Here is a 15,610-nt window from a genome sequence, read left to right as displayed (position 1 = left end):
CAATCAGTCGACGTCAACCCAGTCCAGGGTGCGCTGCACGGCCTTCTGCCAGCCGGCGTACCCCTTCTCGCGCTGCTCGTCGTTCCACTGCGGCTCCCACCGCTTGTCCTCGTTCCAGTTCTGCACCAGCTCGTCCTTGTTCTTCCAGAAGCCCACGGCGAGCCCGGCCGCGTACGCCGCCCCCAGGGCGGTGGTCTCCGCGACGACCGGCTTGCTCACCGGTACGCCGAGGATGTCGGCCTGCATCTGCATGGCCAACTCGTTCGCGGTCACGCCACCGTCGACCTTCAGCACGTCGAGCCGTACGCCCGAGTCCTTCTCCATCGCGTCCGTGACGTCCTTGCTCTGGTAGCAGATCGCTTCCAGTGTCGCGCGGGCCAGGTGCGCGTTGGTGTTGAACCGGGACAGACCGACGATCGCGCCCCGCGCGTCCGACCGCCAGTACGGCGCGAACAGGCCGGAGAACGCGGGGACGAAGTACACCCCGCCGTTGTCGTCCACCTGCTTGGCCAGCGTCTCGATCTCGGCCGCACCGGAGATGATGCCGAGCTGGTCGCGCAGCCACTGCACCGCCGAACCGGTGACCGCGATGGAACCCTCCAGCGCGTACACCGGGGCCTCGTCGCCGAACTTGTAGCACATCGTGCTGAGCAGACCGGCCTTCGACCGGACCAGCTCCGTACCGGTGTTCAGCAGCATGAAGTTGCCGGTGCCGTAGGTGTTCTTCGCTTCACCAGGGTTGAAGCACACCTGTCCGACGGTGGCCGCCTGCTGGTCACCGAGGTCACCGGTCAGCGGTACGACGCCGCCGAGCGGGCCGTTCGCCAGCGTCTCCCCGTACTTGCCCGGGTCCGACGACGGCCGGATCTCGGGCAGCATCGAACGCGGGATGTTGAAGAAGCTGATCAGCTCGTCGTCCCAGTCGAGCGTCTCGAGGTTCATCAGCATGGTCCGGCTGGCGTTGGTGACGTCGGTGATGTGGACGCCGCCCTCGGTGCCGCCGGTCAGGTTCCACAGCAACCAGGTGTCGGTGTTGCCGAAGACCGCGTCACCGGCCTCGGCGGCCTCGCGGACCCCGTCGACGTTCTCCAGGATCCACTGCACCTTGCCGGCCGAGAAGTACGTCGCCGGCGGCAGGCCGGCCTTCTGCCGGATCACGTCGCCCTTGCCCTCGCGCTCGAGGGCGGACGCGATCCGGTCGGTCCGGGTGTCCTGCCAGACGATCGCGTTGTAGTACGGCCGGCCGGTCTTCCGGTTCCACACCACGGCGGTCTCGCGCTGGTTGGTGATGCCGAGCGCGGCCAGGTCGCTCGCCTGCAGGCCCTGCGCGTTCATCGCGGTCCGGATCACCGAACTCGTCCGCTCCCAGATCTCCAGCGGGTTGTGCTCGACCCAGCCGGCCTGCGGCAGGATCTGCTCGTGCTCGAGCTGGTGCTTGCCCACCTCGTTGCCGGAATGGTCGAAGATCATGAAGCGGGTGCTCGTGGTGCCCTGGTCGACGGCACCGACGAAGTCAGCCATGGAAGTTCCTCTCCTCACAGAACGGTGTCATGCGCTCGTCTTCTCCTCCGGGATGCGGCCCGGTTCCTCGTCCTCGTCCGCGATCGGCAGGAAGCGGCCGATCAGCTGGTCGTACAGCAGCCCGCCGAGCAGTGCCCCGAGGATCGGTGCCACGATCGGCACCCAGAAATAGACATCCCCGAACTGGTCCTTGAGTGCTCCGCCGTAGCCGGTGATCAACGATGCCACCCGCGGGCCGAAGTCGCGGGCCGGGTTGATCGCGTACCCGGCGTTCGTACCCCACGCCATCCCGATGCCGACCACGACCAGGCCGACGATGAACGGCGCCAGGTTCGCCGCCGGCGACGTGTTCCGCAGGTCGGTGATCGCCAGGATCAGGAACATCAGGATCGCCGTACCGATGATCTGGTCCCGGAACCCGCCCCACATGTGTACGCCGAGGTCCATGCTGCCGTTGCCGGGCAGCGTCGAGAACACCCCCTGCGTCTTGATGGTCAGTCCCGGGTCCACCTTGTGCAGGGCCTCGGTGTAGTTCCAGCGAACCACGAGCGCCGCCAGGAACGCCCCGAAGAACTGCGCCACGGAGTACGGCAGGACCTTCCGCCAACTGAACCCCCGGAATGCCGCCAGCGCGATCGTGACCGCGGGGTTCAGGTGCGCACCCGTCATCCGGCCCGCGGTGTAGATGCCCAGCACCACGCCCAGGCCCCAGGCCCACGCGATCGAGTCGTGGTTGCCGATCCCGCCGGCGACCACCTGTGCCACCACACCGACCCCGAACAGAATCAGGATGAACGTGCCCGCGAACTCCGCCGCGCACTCCCCCAGAAGGGTCTTCGCCTTGACCGCTTCGGTCGTAGCCATACCAACCTCCCTTCCTCGCCGTGACGACCACGGCTGGCTGGAATCTAAGATCCAACCCCCCGCCGTACAACGGCTCCCGTTCGACATTGTCGAACGCGCGCCCCTTTGTCCTGAGCTACGACACTCAGTGATCGGACGGTTACTCGAACGAACCTGAGGAGACGCTGAGTGGGCCGGAATCAGTTGTGCCAACCATTCGTTGACGTACGGCGTCTGGGGGTTGGGTCTACTGGCTTACGGAGGGTCGGATGAGTGTGTCGCTGCTGGGGGGATGGTTTCCGGCGATGCTGGACGTGCTGGCTGCCGGTTCGCTGATCACCGCGATCGGGTGGCGGAACCGGGAGTGGCGGTTGCGGGCGATTCCGCTGATCGCGGGGCTGGCCCTGCTGCTGACCATGCTTGCCGCGTACCCGGGGGCAAAGGCTGTCGGCGTCACGGATCCACTGCCGTTCTCGGTCTGGTTGTGGTTCGGGCTGGCGGTCGCGGCGCTGATCGTGCTGGCGGCGGGGTGGCGTACGGCCCGCTGGTGGCGGCGTGGGATGGCAGTCCTGGCGGCCGCGCTCGCCGCGCTGGTGTGTGCGAACGGGATCAACCAGTTCGTCGGGTACTACCCGACCATCGACGCGGCAGTGAACGACTGGTCGAACGCACCGCTGCCGGGTCAGGTATCGATCGCGGGGCTGAACCACGAGGCGAACGCGACCAAGGTGCCGGGAGCCGGGAAGCTCGTCGCGGTGAACATCCCGGACACGTACAGCCACTTCGCGCACCGGCAGGAACTGGTCTACCTGCCGCCGATCTGGTTCGTCCGGAGCCAGCACCGGCACCCGCTGCCCGTGGTCGAGCTGATCGGCGGCGAGCGCGGCGGCCCGGGTGACTGGGTCCGGCTCGGCAACGCCGTCCAGGTGTCGGACCAGTACGCGAGCAAGCACCACGGGTACGCGCCGATCCTGGTGTTCGTCGACGCGACCCGGAAGTTCGACAACGACACCGAGTGCGTGAACGGTCCGCGCGGCAACTCCGCTGACCACCTGGACCAGGACATCCCGGCGTACGTCGAGAAGACGTTCGGGGCCTCCGCGAACCCGGAGCAGTGGGCAGTCGCCGGGTTCTCGATGGGCGGTACGTGCGCGCTCGACCTGGTCGTCGAGCACCCGGACGTGTTCACCCACTTCATCGACATCTCCGGTGACCTCGCGCCGTACACGAGTACGCCGGCCGCCAGCCTGCACGACCTGTACGGCGGCAACGTGGCGCTCGAGAAGCAGAACGAGCCGCTCCTGGTGATGAAGGCGCACGGCAAGTACACCGGCGTGAACGGGCTGTTCCTGACGAGCACCGAGGAACGCCGCCATCAGCGCGAGGCGAAGGAGCTGTCCAGCGCGGCGGCGAAGGTCGGGATCTGGTCCCGGGTGGAGATCTCCCCCGGCACGCACGTGTGGCAGTTCGCGGCGCCGGCGTTCGCGTCGGCCTATCCTTGGCTGGTCAATCAACTCGCCCTCGCGGGGCTGACGCACCACGACACCCAACTGGCCACCGGCGAGCACCACGAAACGAGGCACACGAAACCGGCGTGATCCAGACACTTCGACGGCTCGCCATCGGCCTGGTCGTCCTCATCGTCGTCACCGTGATCAGCGATGCCGACACGGTGAGCGAGGTCTTCCGGCCGCAACCTGCCGGCGAGGTCCACGTGGTGGCCCTCGGCGACTCGGTCACGTCCGGTACCAACTGCAACTGCTCGGCGTTCCCGCAGATGTACGGCGACCTGCTCCAGGACCGCGACGGCAAGGCGGTCTCGGTCGACAACATGGGCGTCGGCGGGATGGACTCGGGCGGTCTGCTGCAGGCGCTCGACCAGCACGACTCCCCCACCGAGGTCGCCACGTCGGAGGCGAACGTCGTCCTGCTGACAATCGGCGCGAACGACTTCGGCGACCACCACGACGACGTCACCAGCGGCCAGTGCGTCGGCGACTGCGTGTCCGACGAGTACGAGCAGCTGACGGTGAACCTGGACAAGATCCTGTCCCGGATCCACACCCTCCGCGACAACCTGCCGACCACGATCCTGATGACCGGCTACTGGAACGTCTTCAAGGACGGCGACGTCGCCAAACGCCAGTACACCGCCAGCGGCCGCGTCGCCAGCGACCAACTAACGCTCCGCACCAACGCCGCCATCAACGCCGCAGCCGCGGCCGACGACGCCACCTACGTCGACATCTACACCCCGTTCGAGCACAGCGCGAACATCACGTCCCTACTCGCCCCCGACGGCGACCACCCCAACACCACCGGCCACCAACTGATAGCCAACGTCCTCCTCACCGCCACACCCAACCCGCTACCGAAAAGCTAGTTACTGATCCGCCTTCGCGGCCGGGATGGGTGTTTCCAGGTTTTCGGGGAAGTGGCAGGCGGTTTGGTGGCCGGGTGCGAGTTGGAGCAAGGGGGGTTCCTGGGTTTTGCAGATGTCCTGGGCTTTCCAGCAGCGGGTGTGGAAGCGGCAGCCGGTTGGCGGGTTGATCGGGCTGGGGACGTCGCCCTGGAGGCGGATGCGTTCTTGTTTGCCCTTGCGTTTGGTGTCGGGGACCGGGACGGCGGAGAGCAGGGCGACCGTGTACGGGTGCATCGGGCGTTCGTACAGGCTGACGCGATCGGCGAGTTCGACGATCTTGCCGAGGTACATCACCGCGACCCGGTCGGAGACGTGCCGGACCACGGACAGGTCGTGGGCGATCATCACGTACGTCAGGTCGAACTCGTTCTGCAGGTCCTCCAGCAGATTCACGACCTGCGCCTGGATCGACACGTCGAGTGCGGAGACCGGCTCGTCGGCGACGATCAGCTTCGGGCGCAGCGCCAGCGTCCGGGCGATGCCGATGCGCTGCCGCTGACCGCCGGAGAACTCGTGCGGGTAGCGGTTGTAGTGCTCCGGCGAAAGGCCGACCAGCTCCAGCAGCTCCTGTACAGCCTTCTTCACGCCGTGCTCGGTCTTCACGTTCTGCAGCTTGAACGGCGCACCGACGATCTTGCCGACCGTGTGCCGCGGGTTCAGCGAGCCGTACGGATCCTGGAAGATCATCTGGACGTCGCGACGCATCGGCCGCATCCGCCCGTCGCTGAGCTTGCTGATGTCACGCCCCTCGAACACGATCTTGCCCGCGGTCGGCGTCTCCAGCCGGGTGAGCAGCCGGCCCGTCGTGGTCTTGCCACACCCGGACTCCCCGACCAGCGACAGCGTCTCGCCTTGCTTCACGCTGAAGGTCAGGCCGTCGACCGCCTGGACGGCGCCGACCTGGCGCTGCAGCAGCCCCTTGCGGATCGGGAAGTGCTTGACGAGGCCGTCGACCGCCAGCAGCTCCTCGCCGTCCTTGACGGGCTTGGGAGTCGGTTCGGCGTCAGTAGTAGTCACAGTCGTCCCGTTCAGAGCTTCGGCTTGATGTCGGTCTCCCACGCCTCGCGGCGGTTCTGCGGGGAGAGGTGGCAGGCGACCATATGACCGTCGCCGATGTCCAGCAGCTCCGGCCGTTCGGTCTCGCTGAGCCCGTTGTTCAGGTGCGCGTAGTTGCAGCGCGGGTTGAAGGCGCAGCCGTTCGGGACGTTGATCAGGCTCGGCGGCGTGCCCTTGATCGGGATCAGCCGCTCGCTGCGCTCCCGGTCGATCCGCGGCATCGAGCCGAGCAGACCCCAGGTGTACGGGTGCTGCGGACGGTCGAAGATGTCCTCCGCGGTCCCGTACTCCGCTGCCCGGCCGGCGTACATCACCTGGATGTCGTCGGCCAGCTCGGCGACCACCCCGAGGTCGTGGGTGATGATGATGACGGCCGAGTTGAACTCGCGCTGCAGGTCCCGGATCAGGTCCAGGATCTGCGCCTGTACGGTGACGTCGAGGGCCGTGGTCGGCTCGTCGGCGATCAGCAGGTCCGGGTCGCAGGACAGCGCCATCGCGATCATCGCGCGCTGCCGCATCCCGCCGGAGAACTGGTGCGGGTACGCGTCCACCCGCTTGTCCGGCTGCGGAATGCCGACCCGGTCGAGCATCTCGATCGCGTGTTTGCGCGCGACCGCCTTGGTCACCTGGTTGTGCACCCGGTACGCCTCGACGATCTGGGTGCCGACGGTGTAGTAGGGGTGCATCGCGGACAGCGGGTCCTGGAAGATCATCGCCATCCGCTTGCCCCGCAACTGCCGGACCTCGTCGGGGGTCGAGCTGATCAGGTCCTGGCCGTCCAGCAGCACCTCGCCACTGATCCTCGCGGTACCGGCCTTGTGCAGACCCATGATCGACAGACTGGTCACGCTCTTGCCGGAACCCGACTCGCCGACGATGCCCAGTGTCTTGCCGCGATCGAGGCTGAACGACAGCCCGTCCACGGACTTGACCAGGCCGTCGTCGGTCGGAAAGTGCACCTTGAGGTCGCGGACCTGCAGGAACGCGGAAGAGGTCGCCGGGGAGTTCGCTGTCACTGGAGCCGCACTCTCGGGTCCACGACCGCGTACAGCAGGTCGACGACCAGGTTGGAGATCACGATGAAGAAGGCCGCGAGCAGCGTGACGCCCATGATCTTCGGCATGTCCTGGTCGGAGATGCCGGTCACGGCGTACTTGCCCAGGCCGTTCAGGGAGAACACCTTCTCGGTCAGCACAGCGCCGCCGAGCAGCAGGCCGAGGTCCAGGCCGAAGATCGTCAGGATCGGGGTCAGCGCGGCGCGCAGGCCGTGCCGGACCACGACCACGTTCTCCTTCAGCCCCTTGGCCCGGGCGGTCCGGATGTAGTCCTCGTTCATCGTCTCGAGCATGCCCGCACGAGTCAGCCGGGCGTACTGGGCCGAGAACAGGAAGGCCAGCGTGATCCACGGCAGCAGCAGCGACTGCGCCCACTCGATCGGGTTCTGGGTGATCGGTACGTACGAGCCGCCGCCCTTGAAGATCTGGAGCTTGTAGCTGAACAACGCCAGCGCCATCAGACCGGTCCAGAAGATCGGCATCGACACGCCGGCCAGGGCGACTGTCATCGCGGCCCGGTCGAAGATGCTGCCCCGGCGCAGCGCCGACAGCACTCCGATGGCCACACCGCCGAGCAGCCACAGGATCGACGCACCGGCCGCCAGCGACAGCGTCACCGGCGCCCGGTCGAGCAGGTCCGGCCAGACCGGCTGCCGGGTGATGAACGAGTACCCGAGACACGGCGCCGGGCAGTGGTCGACCTCGCTGCCCATGTCGTAGCTCGCGCCGACGAAGATGCCCTTCGCCCAGTGTCCGTACTGCACGGCGATCGGATCGTAGAAGCCGAGTCTCTCGGCCGTCAGGTGCACGGTCTCGGCGGTCGCCGTCCGGCCGACGTATCTGGTCGCGAGAGTCTCGGGCGACGCGCCGGCGAGCCTGGGCACCAGATAGAAGATCGAGAACGTGATGACGCTCACGATGAACAACAGACCGACCGCGGCGGCCAGCCGCCGGATGATGTATGCGATCACAGACCTCGGCATCGGTGACCGATCCGGGACCTCGTCCCGGACCGGCCACCAACGGCCTTCACCTACCTAATCTCGAAAGGAGCGACGGGGTTACTGCTTGCCGAACGCCGTGTAGTCGTACATGCCGAACTGCGGGTTGACGAAGACGTTCGTCAGGTTCTTGCCCCGCAGCAGCAGGCTCTTGGCGTAGACGCCCGGGTAGATGACCGCTTCCTCCATCACCCGCTTGTCGATCGCACCCCAGTCCGAGTTCCGCTTGGCCGTGTCGAGCTCGCCGACCGCCTGGTCGAGCATCTTGTCGACCTCGGGGATCCGGACGCTGGTGTTCGACGAGCCACCGGTCTCCCGGATGACCCGCGAGTCGGTGATCTGCGACAGGAAGCCGAAGCCGTCGTTCCAGTCCGCGCCCCAGCCGTTGACGACCAGGCCGAGGTTGTTCTTCGCCACGTACGGCGGGTTGCCGGCGTACGTCGAGAAGTAGTCCTTCTTCGGGAACGGACGCGGCGTCACCTTGATGCCGATCTTGGCCAGCTGCTGCTGGAACGCCTCGGCGGTGGCCTTCTCCTTCGGCCGCTCGGCGCGGTAGGAGATGTTCGTCGAGAACCCGTTCGGCTGACCGCAGGCGACCAGCGCCGCCTTGGCCTTGTCCAGGTCACCCTTGCCGTCCGGCGTCGGGTACAGGTCGAACTTCTGGTACCCCGGAACGATCGGCGGCATCAGCGTGGTCGCCAGGTCGCCACCGGAGAACGGACCGCCGTACGCGGTCTGGTACGACGTCTTGTCCATGCCGTACTCGATCGCCTTGCGGCACTCGATGTTGTCGAACGGCTTCACCGTCGGGTTGATCGAGGTGTACCAGAGCCGCGACAGCGTCGCGTTGTCGGCCCGTGCCTTCAGGTTCGGGTCGCCGAGCACCCGGCTCTGGGTGGCCGCGGTGACACCGGTACCGGCGAGCGCGACGTCGACGTCACCGGAGATCAGCCGGTTGTCGATGTCCTCCGCGTCGACGTTCATCTGCATGTCGTAGCCGTCGGGCAGCGCCTTGCGGTTCGGGTCGGTCGACGCGTCCCAGGACGGGTTGCGCTTCAGGACGTAGCTCTTGCCGTCCGAGTAGCTCTCGAACATGTACGGGCCCGAGGCAACCACGTGCTGCTTGTACTTCGCGCCGGTGTCCTTGGCGACCGGGACCGGGATGGTCTGCGGCGTCATCGCGAGGTAGTCCATGCCGGCGAACGGCGCCTTCAGGTGGAAGACGATCGTGTAGTTGTCCGGCGTGCTGATCGCCGAGTCGGTGTTCATGCCCTTCGACTTGTACGGGCCCTTCCAGCCGGCCGGCCAGTTGAGCATCGAGTCGAAGTACGCCGGGCCGTCCGGGAACGTCTCCTTGTCCGTGGAGCGCTCGATCCCGTACTTGACGTCCTGGGCGTGGATCTCGGTGCCGTCCTCGAACTTCACGCCCTTGCGCAGCGTGTAGGTCCAGGTCTTGCCACCGTCGCTGGCCTTGCCGACGTCCTCGGCCAGGTCACCGACCAGCTTGTTGCTGGCATCTCCGGGAGCCACCGTGAACATCGTCAAGGCCCGGCCGTACAGCCGGATCATGTTCCACTGGCTGCCGTAGTAGGTGTCACCCGGGTCCACCGAGTCAGGCGCGCTCTCGTCCGCGAACTTGACGATGCCGCCCTTCTTGTCGGACGGGTTGAACACCTTGGTCAGGCCGGCGTTGAACTCGGCCTTGGTGGTCCCACCCGAACTGCCGCTGTTGTTGTTGCTGCCTCCCCCACAGGCCGACAGTCCGAGTGCGAGCGCCACACTTGCGGCGGTCGCCAACTTCATTCGTTTGGTGTTCATCGTTTCCGATCTCACCCCTTCTTCTCAGGAGCTTGCCAGGACTTCGGTGGAGCTAGCGGGAACGCGGATCGAGGGCATCACGGAGCCCGTCCCCGAACAGGTTGAACGAGAGCACGGTGACGAAGATCGCCAGGCCGGGCCACAACATGAAGTGCGGCATCGTGTAGAAGGTGACCGCGTCGGACAGCATGCCGCCCCAGGACGCCGTCGGCGGCCGGATACCCACGCCGAGGAACGACAGCGCCGCCTCGAAGAGAATGTTGGTCGGGATCAGCAGGGTCGCGTACACCAGGATCGGGCCGAGCAGGTTCGGCAGCAGTTCGGTGAACAGGATGTACGGACGGCGGGCGCCGAGACTGCGGGCCGCGTCCACGTACTCACGTTCCCGCAGCGAGAGTGTCTGGCCGCGGATGATCCGGCCGATGTAGGGCCAGTTGAAGAACCCGACGATGAAGATCAGCAGGACGACGCGCAGCGTGTTGCCCTGCAGCCCGAACGCCGAATCCGGCATCACGCCGGCCAGTGCGATCGCGAAGACCAGCAGCGGGAAGGCCAGGAAGATGTCCATCAAGCGGCTGATCACGGCGTCCACCCAGCCACCGAAGAAGCCCGCCACGATGCCCAGCGTGGTGCCGATCGCGACCGACAGCAGCGTCGCGAAGAACGCGATCAGCAGCGAGATCCGCGAGCCGTAGACGACCCGGCTGAAGATGTCCCGGCCGTTCACCGGCTCGAGCCCCATCAGGTGGTGCCAGCTGATCCCGCCGAAAGAGCCGAGCGGCGCGAGGGTGCCGTTCTTCGTGTCGATCAGGTCCTCGTGGAACTCGTTCGGCGGATTGCCGAACGCCTTCACGATCAGCGGCGCGAAGACCGCCATCAGGATCAGCAGCACGACGACGACCGCCCCGGCCATCGCGACCTTGTCGCGCTTCAGCCGGGTCCAGGAGATCCGCCACAAAGAGCGGCCTTCGATCCGGGTCACGCCCTGCAGGATGGCTTCCGGCTCCCCCGCCGCACCCGGCTCGACCTCGAGTGGTGTGGTCACGCGCTAGGTACCCCTGTCCGCTGTCAATGGATCCGACGGCCGCTCGGCTGCGGCAGTCGCCTAAACCTGCCGCCATTACAGCCTGGAGTCAAAGGCCGAAAGTCCGGCGTTGCCCGATCGTGATCGTCAGGAAATCGTCCCGTATCGTGGACAATCCGCAGTAAACCACGGCGTCGTACCGACGGTCGCCGGCACCTCGCGAACCGTTACTGCCATGGCATTTTTGTGTCAGGCCCGTAATCGGGGCCCTGATCAGCGCCGCAATCCGGCGAGATACAGGAACGCGAGCGGATCAGGAGCGGTCTTCACGTTCTCCAGGTCCTTCGCGGCGGCCACCGAGACCCGTCCCTGCCAGACCGGGATCACCGGTACGTCGTGCGCGATCACTCCCTGTAGCTGCCCGATCAGGTCGTCGCGCTTCAGGCCGTTCTGCTCGGTGCGTTCCTGCTGCAGCAGCTTCGTGGCCGCCGCCGAACGGTAGCCGTTCTGCAGCGGTGCGTCGGTGACGAACGGCGCCAGATAGTCGTCCGCGTCGGGGTACTGCGGCGTCCAGCCGGTCTGGTACAGGTCGTACGCGCCGTTCTTCGTCGCGACCTGGTACTGCGGCCACTCGGCGCTGCGCAAGGTGATCCGGAACAGCCCGGTCGCCTCCAGTTGCCGCTTCAGCTCCAGCACCTCGGCCTTCGCGCCGGCGCCGTACTGCGACGGCGTCCAGCCGACCGTCAGCGGGACCGGTACGGCGATGTTCGCGTCCTTGAGGATCGTCAGTGCGGCCGCCTTGTTCGGCTGCTTGAACTCGGTCTTGAACGCGTCGACCTGGCCGCCGAAGCCGGGTGGTACGACGGAGAACAGCGGCGACACGCGGTCGCCGTACGCCTTCTTCGCGATCGCGGACCGGTCGACCACCTGGGCGACGGCGCGCCGGATCGCCGGGTTCCGGGACAGCAACGACTTCATCTGGAATGCGAACAGCCGGATCTCCGCGGAGCCGGTGTCGACCACCTGGACCTGGCCGGCCTTGCGCAGGTTGTCGAGCAGGTTCGGGCCGAGGCCGTGGAACGCGAGGTCGGCCTTGCCGGTCGTGATCGCCTGGTAGACCGCGTTCGAGTCCGCCAGCGTGCTGATCGTGACCCCGTCGTTCTGGGCCGCGCGCGGACCGCGGTACCCGGCGAACTTCGTCAGCGCGACCTCCGCGCCGGCCTTGTAGCCGGCAAGCTGGTACGGGCCGCTGCCCATCGCCTTGTCCTCGAGCAGCCCGTCGGCCGGGTACGACTGCTCGTCGACGATCGACGCCGCGGTCGTGGTCAGCAGGTACGGCAGCCGGGCGTCCGGGGTCGTCAGGTTGAACACGGCCGTCAGCGGGTCCGGCGTACTGACCGACTTCACCGACGCGAACAGCGGCGCCAGTCCCCCGGGCGTCTTCAGCCGGATCAGGCGGTCGAAGCTGAACTTCACGTCCGACGAGGTCAGGTCGTGCCCGTTCGGGAAGGTCAGCTTCTCCTTCAGGCTGCACGTGTACGTGGTCGGCGAGTCGAACTGGCAGTCCGCCGCGTCCGGTACCGGCGTCGGCTTGTCCGGGAGGATCGTCAGCAGCGTCTGGTACAGGTTCGCCTGGACGGTCCGGGCGGCCGGGTCGTACGGACCGGCCGGGTCGAGGGAGGTGGCCGCGTCGGTGGTCGCCAGCCGGAGCAGCATCAGCTTCGGCGTCTGCTCCCCCGGGTGCGGGGCGTTGTCGTCCGGTTCACCGCAGGCCGCCAGGCACAACCCCAGCGCACCGACAGCAACGGCCGCCGACACTCGGCGCACCCACTCACTCACCGTCTCACCTTTCCCCAGCCCACAACCGCAACAAAAGACGGTAACGCGTCAACGGAGCAGCGCGCGCAAGGACTCCGGTGTGAGCGGTTCCAGCGACTTGACCACGAGCCGCCGCGGTGCGTCCGGGATGCTGATCCACTGCGGTACGGCGACCACGTACATGCCGGCCGCTGTCCCCGCCTGGGTGCCGGTCATCGAGTCCTCGATCACCACGCAGTACGCCGGGTCGACGCCGAGCTTGTCCGCCGCGGTCAGGTACGGCTCCGGGTGCGGCTTGCCCAGCGTCACCTCGTCACCGGCCACGATCACGTCGAACGGATCCGGCGGCAGGTGCCCGAGGACGGCGTCGATCATCGACCGGTACGACGCCGACACCAGCGCGCACGGGACCTCTTCCTTACGCAGCGCCTGCAGCAGTTCGAGTGCACCCGGCTGGAACGTGACGTCGCGGCGGAGTGCCTCGACCACCTCGGAGAACATCCGGTGCGCCAGTTCGTCGCCGGTGATCACCCCGGCCGGGATCCGCGCCAGCCAGACCTGGACCGCGTCCCGCAGGTCGCTGCCGATCAACGACATACAGTCCTCGAGCGTCCACGTCGCGCCGAGCGACGGCAGCAGCTCCAGCTGCACCTCCGCCCAGACCTTCTCGGAGTCGACCAACGTCCCGTCCATGTCCCACAGCACCGCTTGCAGGGCCGGCAACTAACGCTCCTCTTCTCCGGGTTGGCTCGTGTCGGTCCTATTCTCCCTGGTCCGGCGCGACACGTTCCGCCTGGGGTGAAACCGGACACGTGACCCGTGCCGAACACGTAGGCTGGCAGTCCGGATTCCGGCCAGAGGCCGGTGTGGCTACAGAGACGACAGGGGGCCTGCGAGTGGTTGACCTCGCGAACCTGAGGGACCCGGTCGTGATCGCCGCGTTCGAGGGCTGGAACGACGCGGCCGAGGCGGCCACCGGAGCTGTCGACCACCTGATCGACGAGTGGGACGCGGAACTCGTCACGGCGATCGACCCCGAGGACTACTACGACTACCAGGTGAACCGGCCCCGGGTCGGCATCGACGACGACGGCGTCCGGCAGCTCACCTGGCCGACCACCCGGATCTACCTGGCCCGGCCGGACGACACCGGCCGCGACGTGCTGCTGATCCGCGGCGTCGAACCGAACATGCGCTGGCGGGCGTTCTCCCGCGAACTGCTGGAGATCGTCGACGAGTCGAACGCGCAGGTCGTCGTCGTGCTCGGCGCGCTGCTCGCGGACTCGCCGCACACCCGGCCGATCCCGGTGTCGGCCACCTCCTCCGACGAGGAGCTGACGGCGGCCTGGAGCCTGGAGCAGTCGACGTACGAGGGGCCGACCGGGATCACCGGCGTCTTCGCCGACCTGTGCAGCACCCTCGGCGTCCCGTCGGTGTCGATCTGGTCCGCGATCCCGCACTACATCGCCGGTACGCCGTGCCCGAAGGCGTCGCTGGCGCTGCTCGGCAAGATCGAGGAGCTGCTCGACCTGACCATCCCCGAGGGCGAGCTGCCCGAGCTCGCGCGGGCCTGGCAGCGCGGCGCCGACGAGCTGAGCGAGGAGGACCCGGAGGTCGCGGAGTACGTGCACTCGCTCGAGGAACAGCGCGACACCGCCGACCTGCCCGAGGCCACCGGCGAAGCGATCGCCGCCGAGTTCGAGCGCTACCTCAAGCGCCGCAACAAGAATCACCCCGGCGAGTAGGGCAGCTCCCGCGTCGCGGTGGTGATGACGTCGTCCAGCACGGCGCGGGACGTGGTCAGGTCGGCGATCATCCGGTCGATGCGGTCCCGTTCGGCGGTCAGCTCGGTGACCAGCTCGGGCGTGGCCCGCTCGTTCGGGCCGCCGTCCGGGTCGCGCATGCACGGCAGCAGCTGCGCGATCTTCCGGCTGTGCAGACCGGCCGCGAACAGCTCCTGGATCAGGACCACCCGGTCCACGGCACGCTCGGCGTACTCCCGCTGCCCGCCGGCCGTCCGCTCGGACACCAACAGCCCCTGCGCCTCGTAGTACCGCAGTGACCGCTCACTCACCCCGGTCCGCCGCGCCAGCTCCCCGATCCGCACGCTCGGCCTCCGCACCTGGGACTTGAACCTGACACTGATGTCAGACTTTACCGTCCCATCATGACCCTCTACGACTACAGCCCGCTCCCCGACCGGCCCCGGCTCGACTGGCCCGACGGCAAGCGTGTCGCCTTCTACGTCGGCCTGAACATCGAGCACTTCCTGCCCGGCAAGCCGTCCACCAGTATCTGGCCGCTCGACCTCGATCCGGATCCGCTGAACCACGGCTGGCGCGAGTACGGCGAACGCGTCGGCATCTGGCGCACTATCGACATCCTTGACCGGTACGGCGTTCGCGCCAGCGCGCTCGTCAACTCACTGGTCGCCGAACACAACCCGCAGATCGTCAAGGCCGGCGTCGAACGGAACTGGGCCTGGCTCGCGCACGGCCGCACGAACTCGGCACTGCACACCGGCTACGAGCCGGACGAGGAACGCCGCGTACTCGAAGGCATCACCGGCACCATCGAGACCGCGACCGGGCAGCGTCCACGCGGGTGGATGGGGCCGGGGCTGACCGAGACGCACAACACTCCGCAACTGCTCTCGGAGCTCGGCTACAGCTACGTGCTCGACTGGACGAACGACGACCAGCCCTACCGGCTGAACGTCCCGGGCATGCTCAGCGTCCCGTACACGGTCGAGCTCAACGACCTCGGACTGTTCCTCCGCGGCCTCACCGGCCCTGACTTCCTGCAGATGGTGAAGGACCAGTACGACGTACTGCGGGAGGACTCCGCCGATACCGGGCGGGTGATGGCGCTCGCGCTGCATCCGTTCGTGATCGGGCAGGCGTTCCGGGCGAAGTACCTGGACCTAGCGCTGGAGTACATTGCCTCGCAGAGCGACGTCTGGTTGACCACGAGTGACGACATCGCCGCGCACTATCTGACGGTGTAACTCCGCAGGGTGTGGCGCGTTGTTACCAGTGGGTTTATATTCGAC

Annotated in this window: 14 protein-coding genes; 4 read left to right on the top strand and 10 right to left on the bottom strand. The window is 67.3% G+C overall.

The genetic code is table 11. The features are described from left to right. Positions 1-3: 3 nt before the first annotated feature. The gene (gene glpK / locus ACFYRU_RS19485) at positions 4-1,521 is read right to left on the bottom strand and encodes a glycerol kinase GlpK (RefSeq protein ID WP_387660595.1); all 1,518 of its coding nucleotides are present in this window, start codon (positions 1,519-1,521) and stop codon (positions 4-6) included. A gap of 27 nt (positions 1,522-1,548) precedes the next feature. Beyond that, positions 1,549-2,385 (bottom strand): MIP/aquaporin family protein, encoded by an 837-nt coding sequence (locus ACFYRU_RS19480; protein WP_387660593.1) that lies wholly within the window; start codon positions 2,383-2,385, stop codon positions 1,549-1,551. A gap of 248 nt (positions 2,386-2,633) precedes the next feature. Between ACFYRU_RS19480 and ACFYRU_RS19475 the strand changes: the two genes are divergently transcribed. Then, on the top strand, positions 2,634-3,962 hold the full coding sequence (locus tag ACFYRU_RS19475; protein WP_387660590.1) for an alpha/beta hydrolase: 1,329 nt from the start codon (positions 2,634-2,636) through the stop codon (positions 3,960-3,962). Next, positions 3,959-4,747 (top strand): SGNH/GDSL hydrolase family protein, encoded by a 789-nt coding sequence (locus ACFYRU_RS19470; protein ID WP_387660587.1) that lies wholly within the window; start codon positions 3,959-3,961, stop codon positions 4,745-4,747. The genes ACFYRU_RS19475 and ACFYRU_RS19470 overlap by 4 nt, the downstream gene beginning before the upstream one ends. On the opposite strand, the gene ACFYRU_RS19465 is transcribed toward ACFYRU_RS19470, so the two are convergent. The 7 genes from ACFYRU_RS19465 to ACFYRU_RS19435 form a co-directional block, all read right to left on the bottom strand. Next, positions 4,748-5,803, bottom strand: a complete 1,056-nt coding sequence (locus tag ACFYRU_RS19465) for an ABC transporter ATP-binding protein (RefSeq protein WP_387660584.1) — start codon at positions 5,801-5,803, stop codon at positions 4,748-4,750. Between the two features lie 11 nt (positions 5,804-5,814). Continuing rightward, a complete protein-coding gene (locus ACFYRU_RS19460) occupies positions 5,815-6,858 on the bottom strand; it encodes an ABC transporter ATP-binding protein (RefSeq protein ID WP_387660581.1) in 1,044 nt (347 codons plus the stop codon). Continuing rightward, positions 6,855-7,880, bottom strand: a complete 1,026-nt coding sequence (locus ACFYRU_RS19455) for an ABC transporter permease (protein ID WP_387660578.1) — start codon at positions 7,878-7,880, stop codon at positions 6,855-6,857. Before ACFYRU_RS19455 ends, ACFYRU_RS19460 begins: the two co-directional genes overlap by 4 nt. A 78-nt stretch (positions 7,881-7,958) precedes the next feature. After that, on the bottom strand, positions 7,959-9,716 hold the full coding sequence (locus ACFYRU_RS19450; protein WP_387660575.1) for an ABC transporter substrate-binding protein: 1,758 nt from the start codon (positions 9,714-9,716) through the stop codon (positions 7,959-7,961). Between the two features lie 52 nt (positions 9,717-9,768). Then, positions 9,769-10,761: an ABC transporter permease gene (locus tag ACFYRU_RS19445; RefSeq protein ID WP_387660572.1), complete on the bottom strand. Its 993-nt coding sequence runs from the start codon at positions 10,759-10,761 to the stop codon at positions 9,769-9,771. 252 nt (positions 10,762-11,013) lie between these two features. Then, complete coding sequence (locus tag ACFYRU_RS19440; RefSeq protein ID WP_387660569.1) at positions 11,014-12,579, bottom strand: ABC transporter substrate-binding protein; 1,566 nt, start codon at positions 12,577-12,579, stop codon at positions 11,014-11,016. Between the two features lie 48 nt (positions 12,580-12,627). After that, positions 12,628-13,281, bottom strand: a complete 654-nt coding sequence (locus tag ACFYRU_RS19435; protein ID WP_387660566.1) for an HAD family hydrolase — start codon at positions 13,279-13,281, stop codon at positions 12,628-12,630. A gap of 173 nt (positions 13,282-13,454) precedes the next feature. Between ACFYRU_RS19435 and ACFYRU_RS19430 the strand changes: the two genes are divergently transcribed. Further along, positions 13,455-14,303, top strand: a complete 849-nt coding sequence (locus tag ACFYRU_RS19430; protein WP_387660563.1) for a PAC2 family protein — start codon at positions 13,455-13,457, stop codon at positions 14,301-14,303. On the opposite strand, the gene ACFYRU_RS19425 is transcribed toward ACFYRU_RS19430, so the two are convergent. Beyond that, on the bottom strand, positions 14,288-14,665 hold the full coding sequence (locus ACFYRU_RS19425) for a MerR family transcriptional regulator (RefSeq protein WP_387660560.1): 378 nt from the start codon (positions 14,663-14,665) through the stop codon (positions 14,288-14,290). The two genes, ACFYRU_RS19430 and ACFYRU_RS19425, sit on opposite strands and share 16 nt — an antisense overlap. Before the next feature lie 60 nt (positions 14,666-14,725). Between ACFYRU_RS19425 and ACFYRU_RS19420 the strand changes: the two genes are divergently transcribed. Next, entirely contained in the window at positions 14,726-15,565 is an 840-nt protein-coding gene (locus tag ACFYRU_RS19420; protein WP_387660557.1) for a polysaccharide deacetylase family protein, read from the top strand. Positions 15,566-15,610 lie beyond the last annotated feature (45 nt).

Origin of the sequence: Kribbella sp. NPDC004536 (assembly GCF_042873835.1) — a bacterium.
GTDB lineage: Bacteria > Actinomycetota > Actinomycetes > Propionibacteriales > Kribbellaceae > Kribbella.
This window is presented reverse-complemented; position numbering and strand designations above follow the sequence as displayed.

Bases quoted from the DNA above. Each gene is read 5' to 3' on its own strand.
- ACFYRU_RS19455 (WP_387660578.1), bottom strand. From the start codon at position 7,880: ATGCCGAGGTCTGTGATCGCATACATCATCCGGCGGCTGGCCGCCGCG.
- glpK (WP_387660595.1), bottom strand. From the start codon at position 1,521: ATGGCTGACTTCGTCGGTGCCGTCGACCAGGGCACCACGAGCACCCGC.
- ACFYRU_RS19475 (WP_387660590.1), top strand. From the start codon at position 2,634: ATGAGTGTGTCGCTGCTGGGGGGATGGTTTCCGGCGATGCTGGACGTG.
- ACFYRU_RS19420 (WP_387660557.1), top strand. From the start codon at position 14,726: ATGACCCTCTACGACTACAGCCCGCTCCCCGACCGGCCCCGGCTCGAC.
- ACFYRU_RS19480 (WP_387660593.1), bottom strand. From the start codon at position 2,385: ATGGCTACGACCGAAGCGGTCAAGGCGAAGACCCTTCTGGGGGAGTGC.
- ACFYRU_RS19450 (WP_387660575.1), bottom strand. From the start codon at position 9,716: ATGAACACCAAACGAATGAAGTTGGCGACCGCCGCAAGTGTGGCGCTC.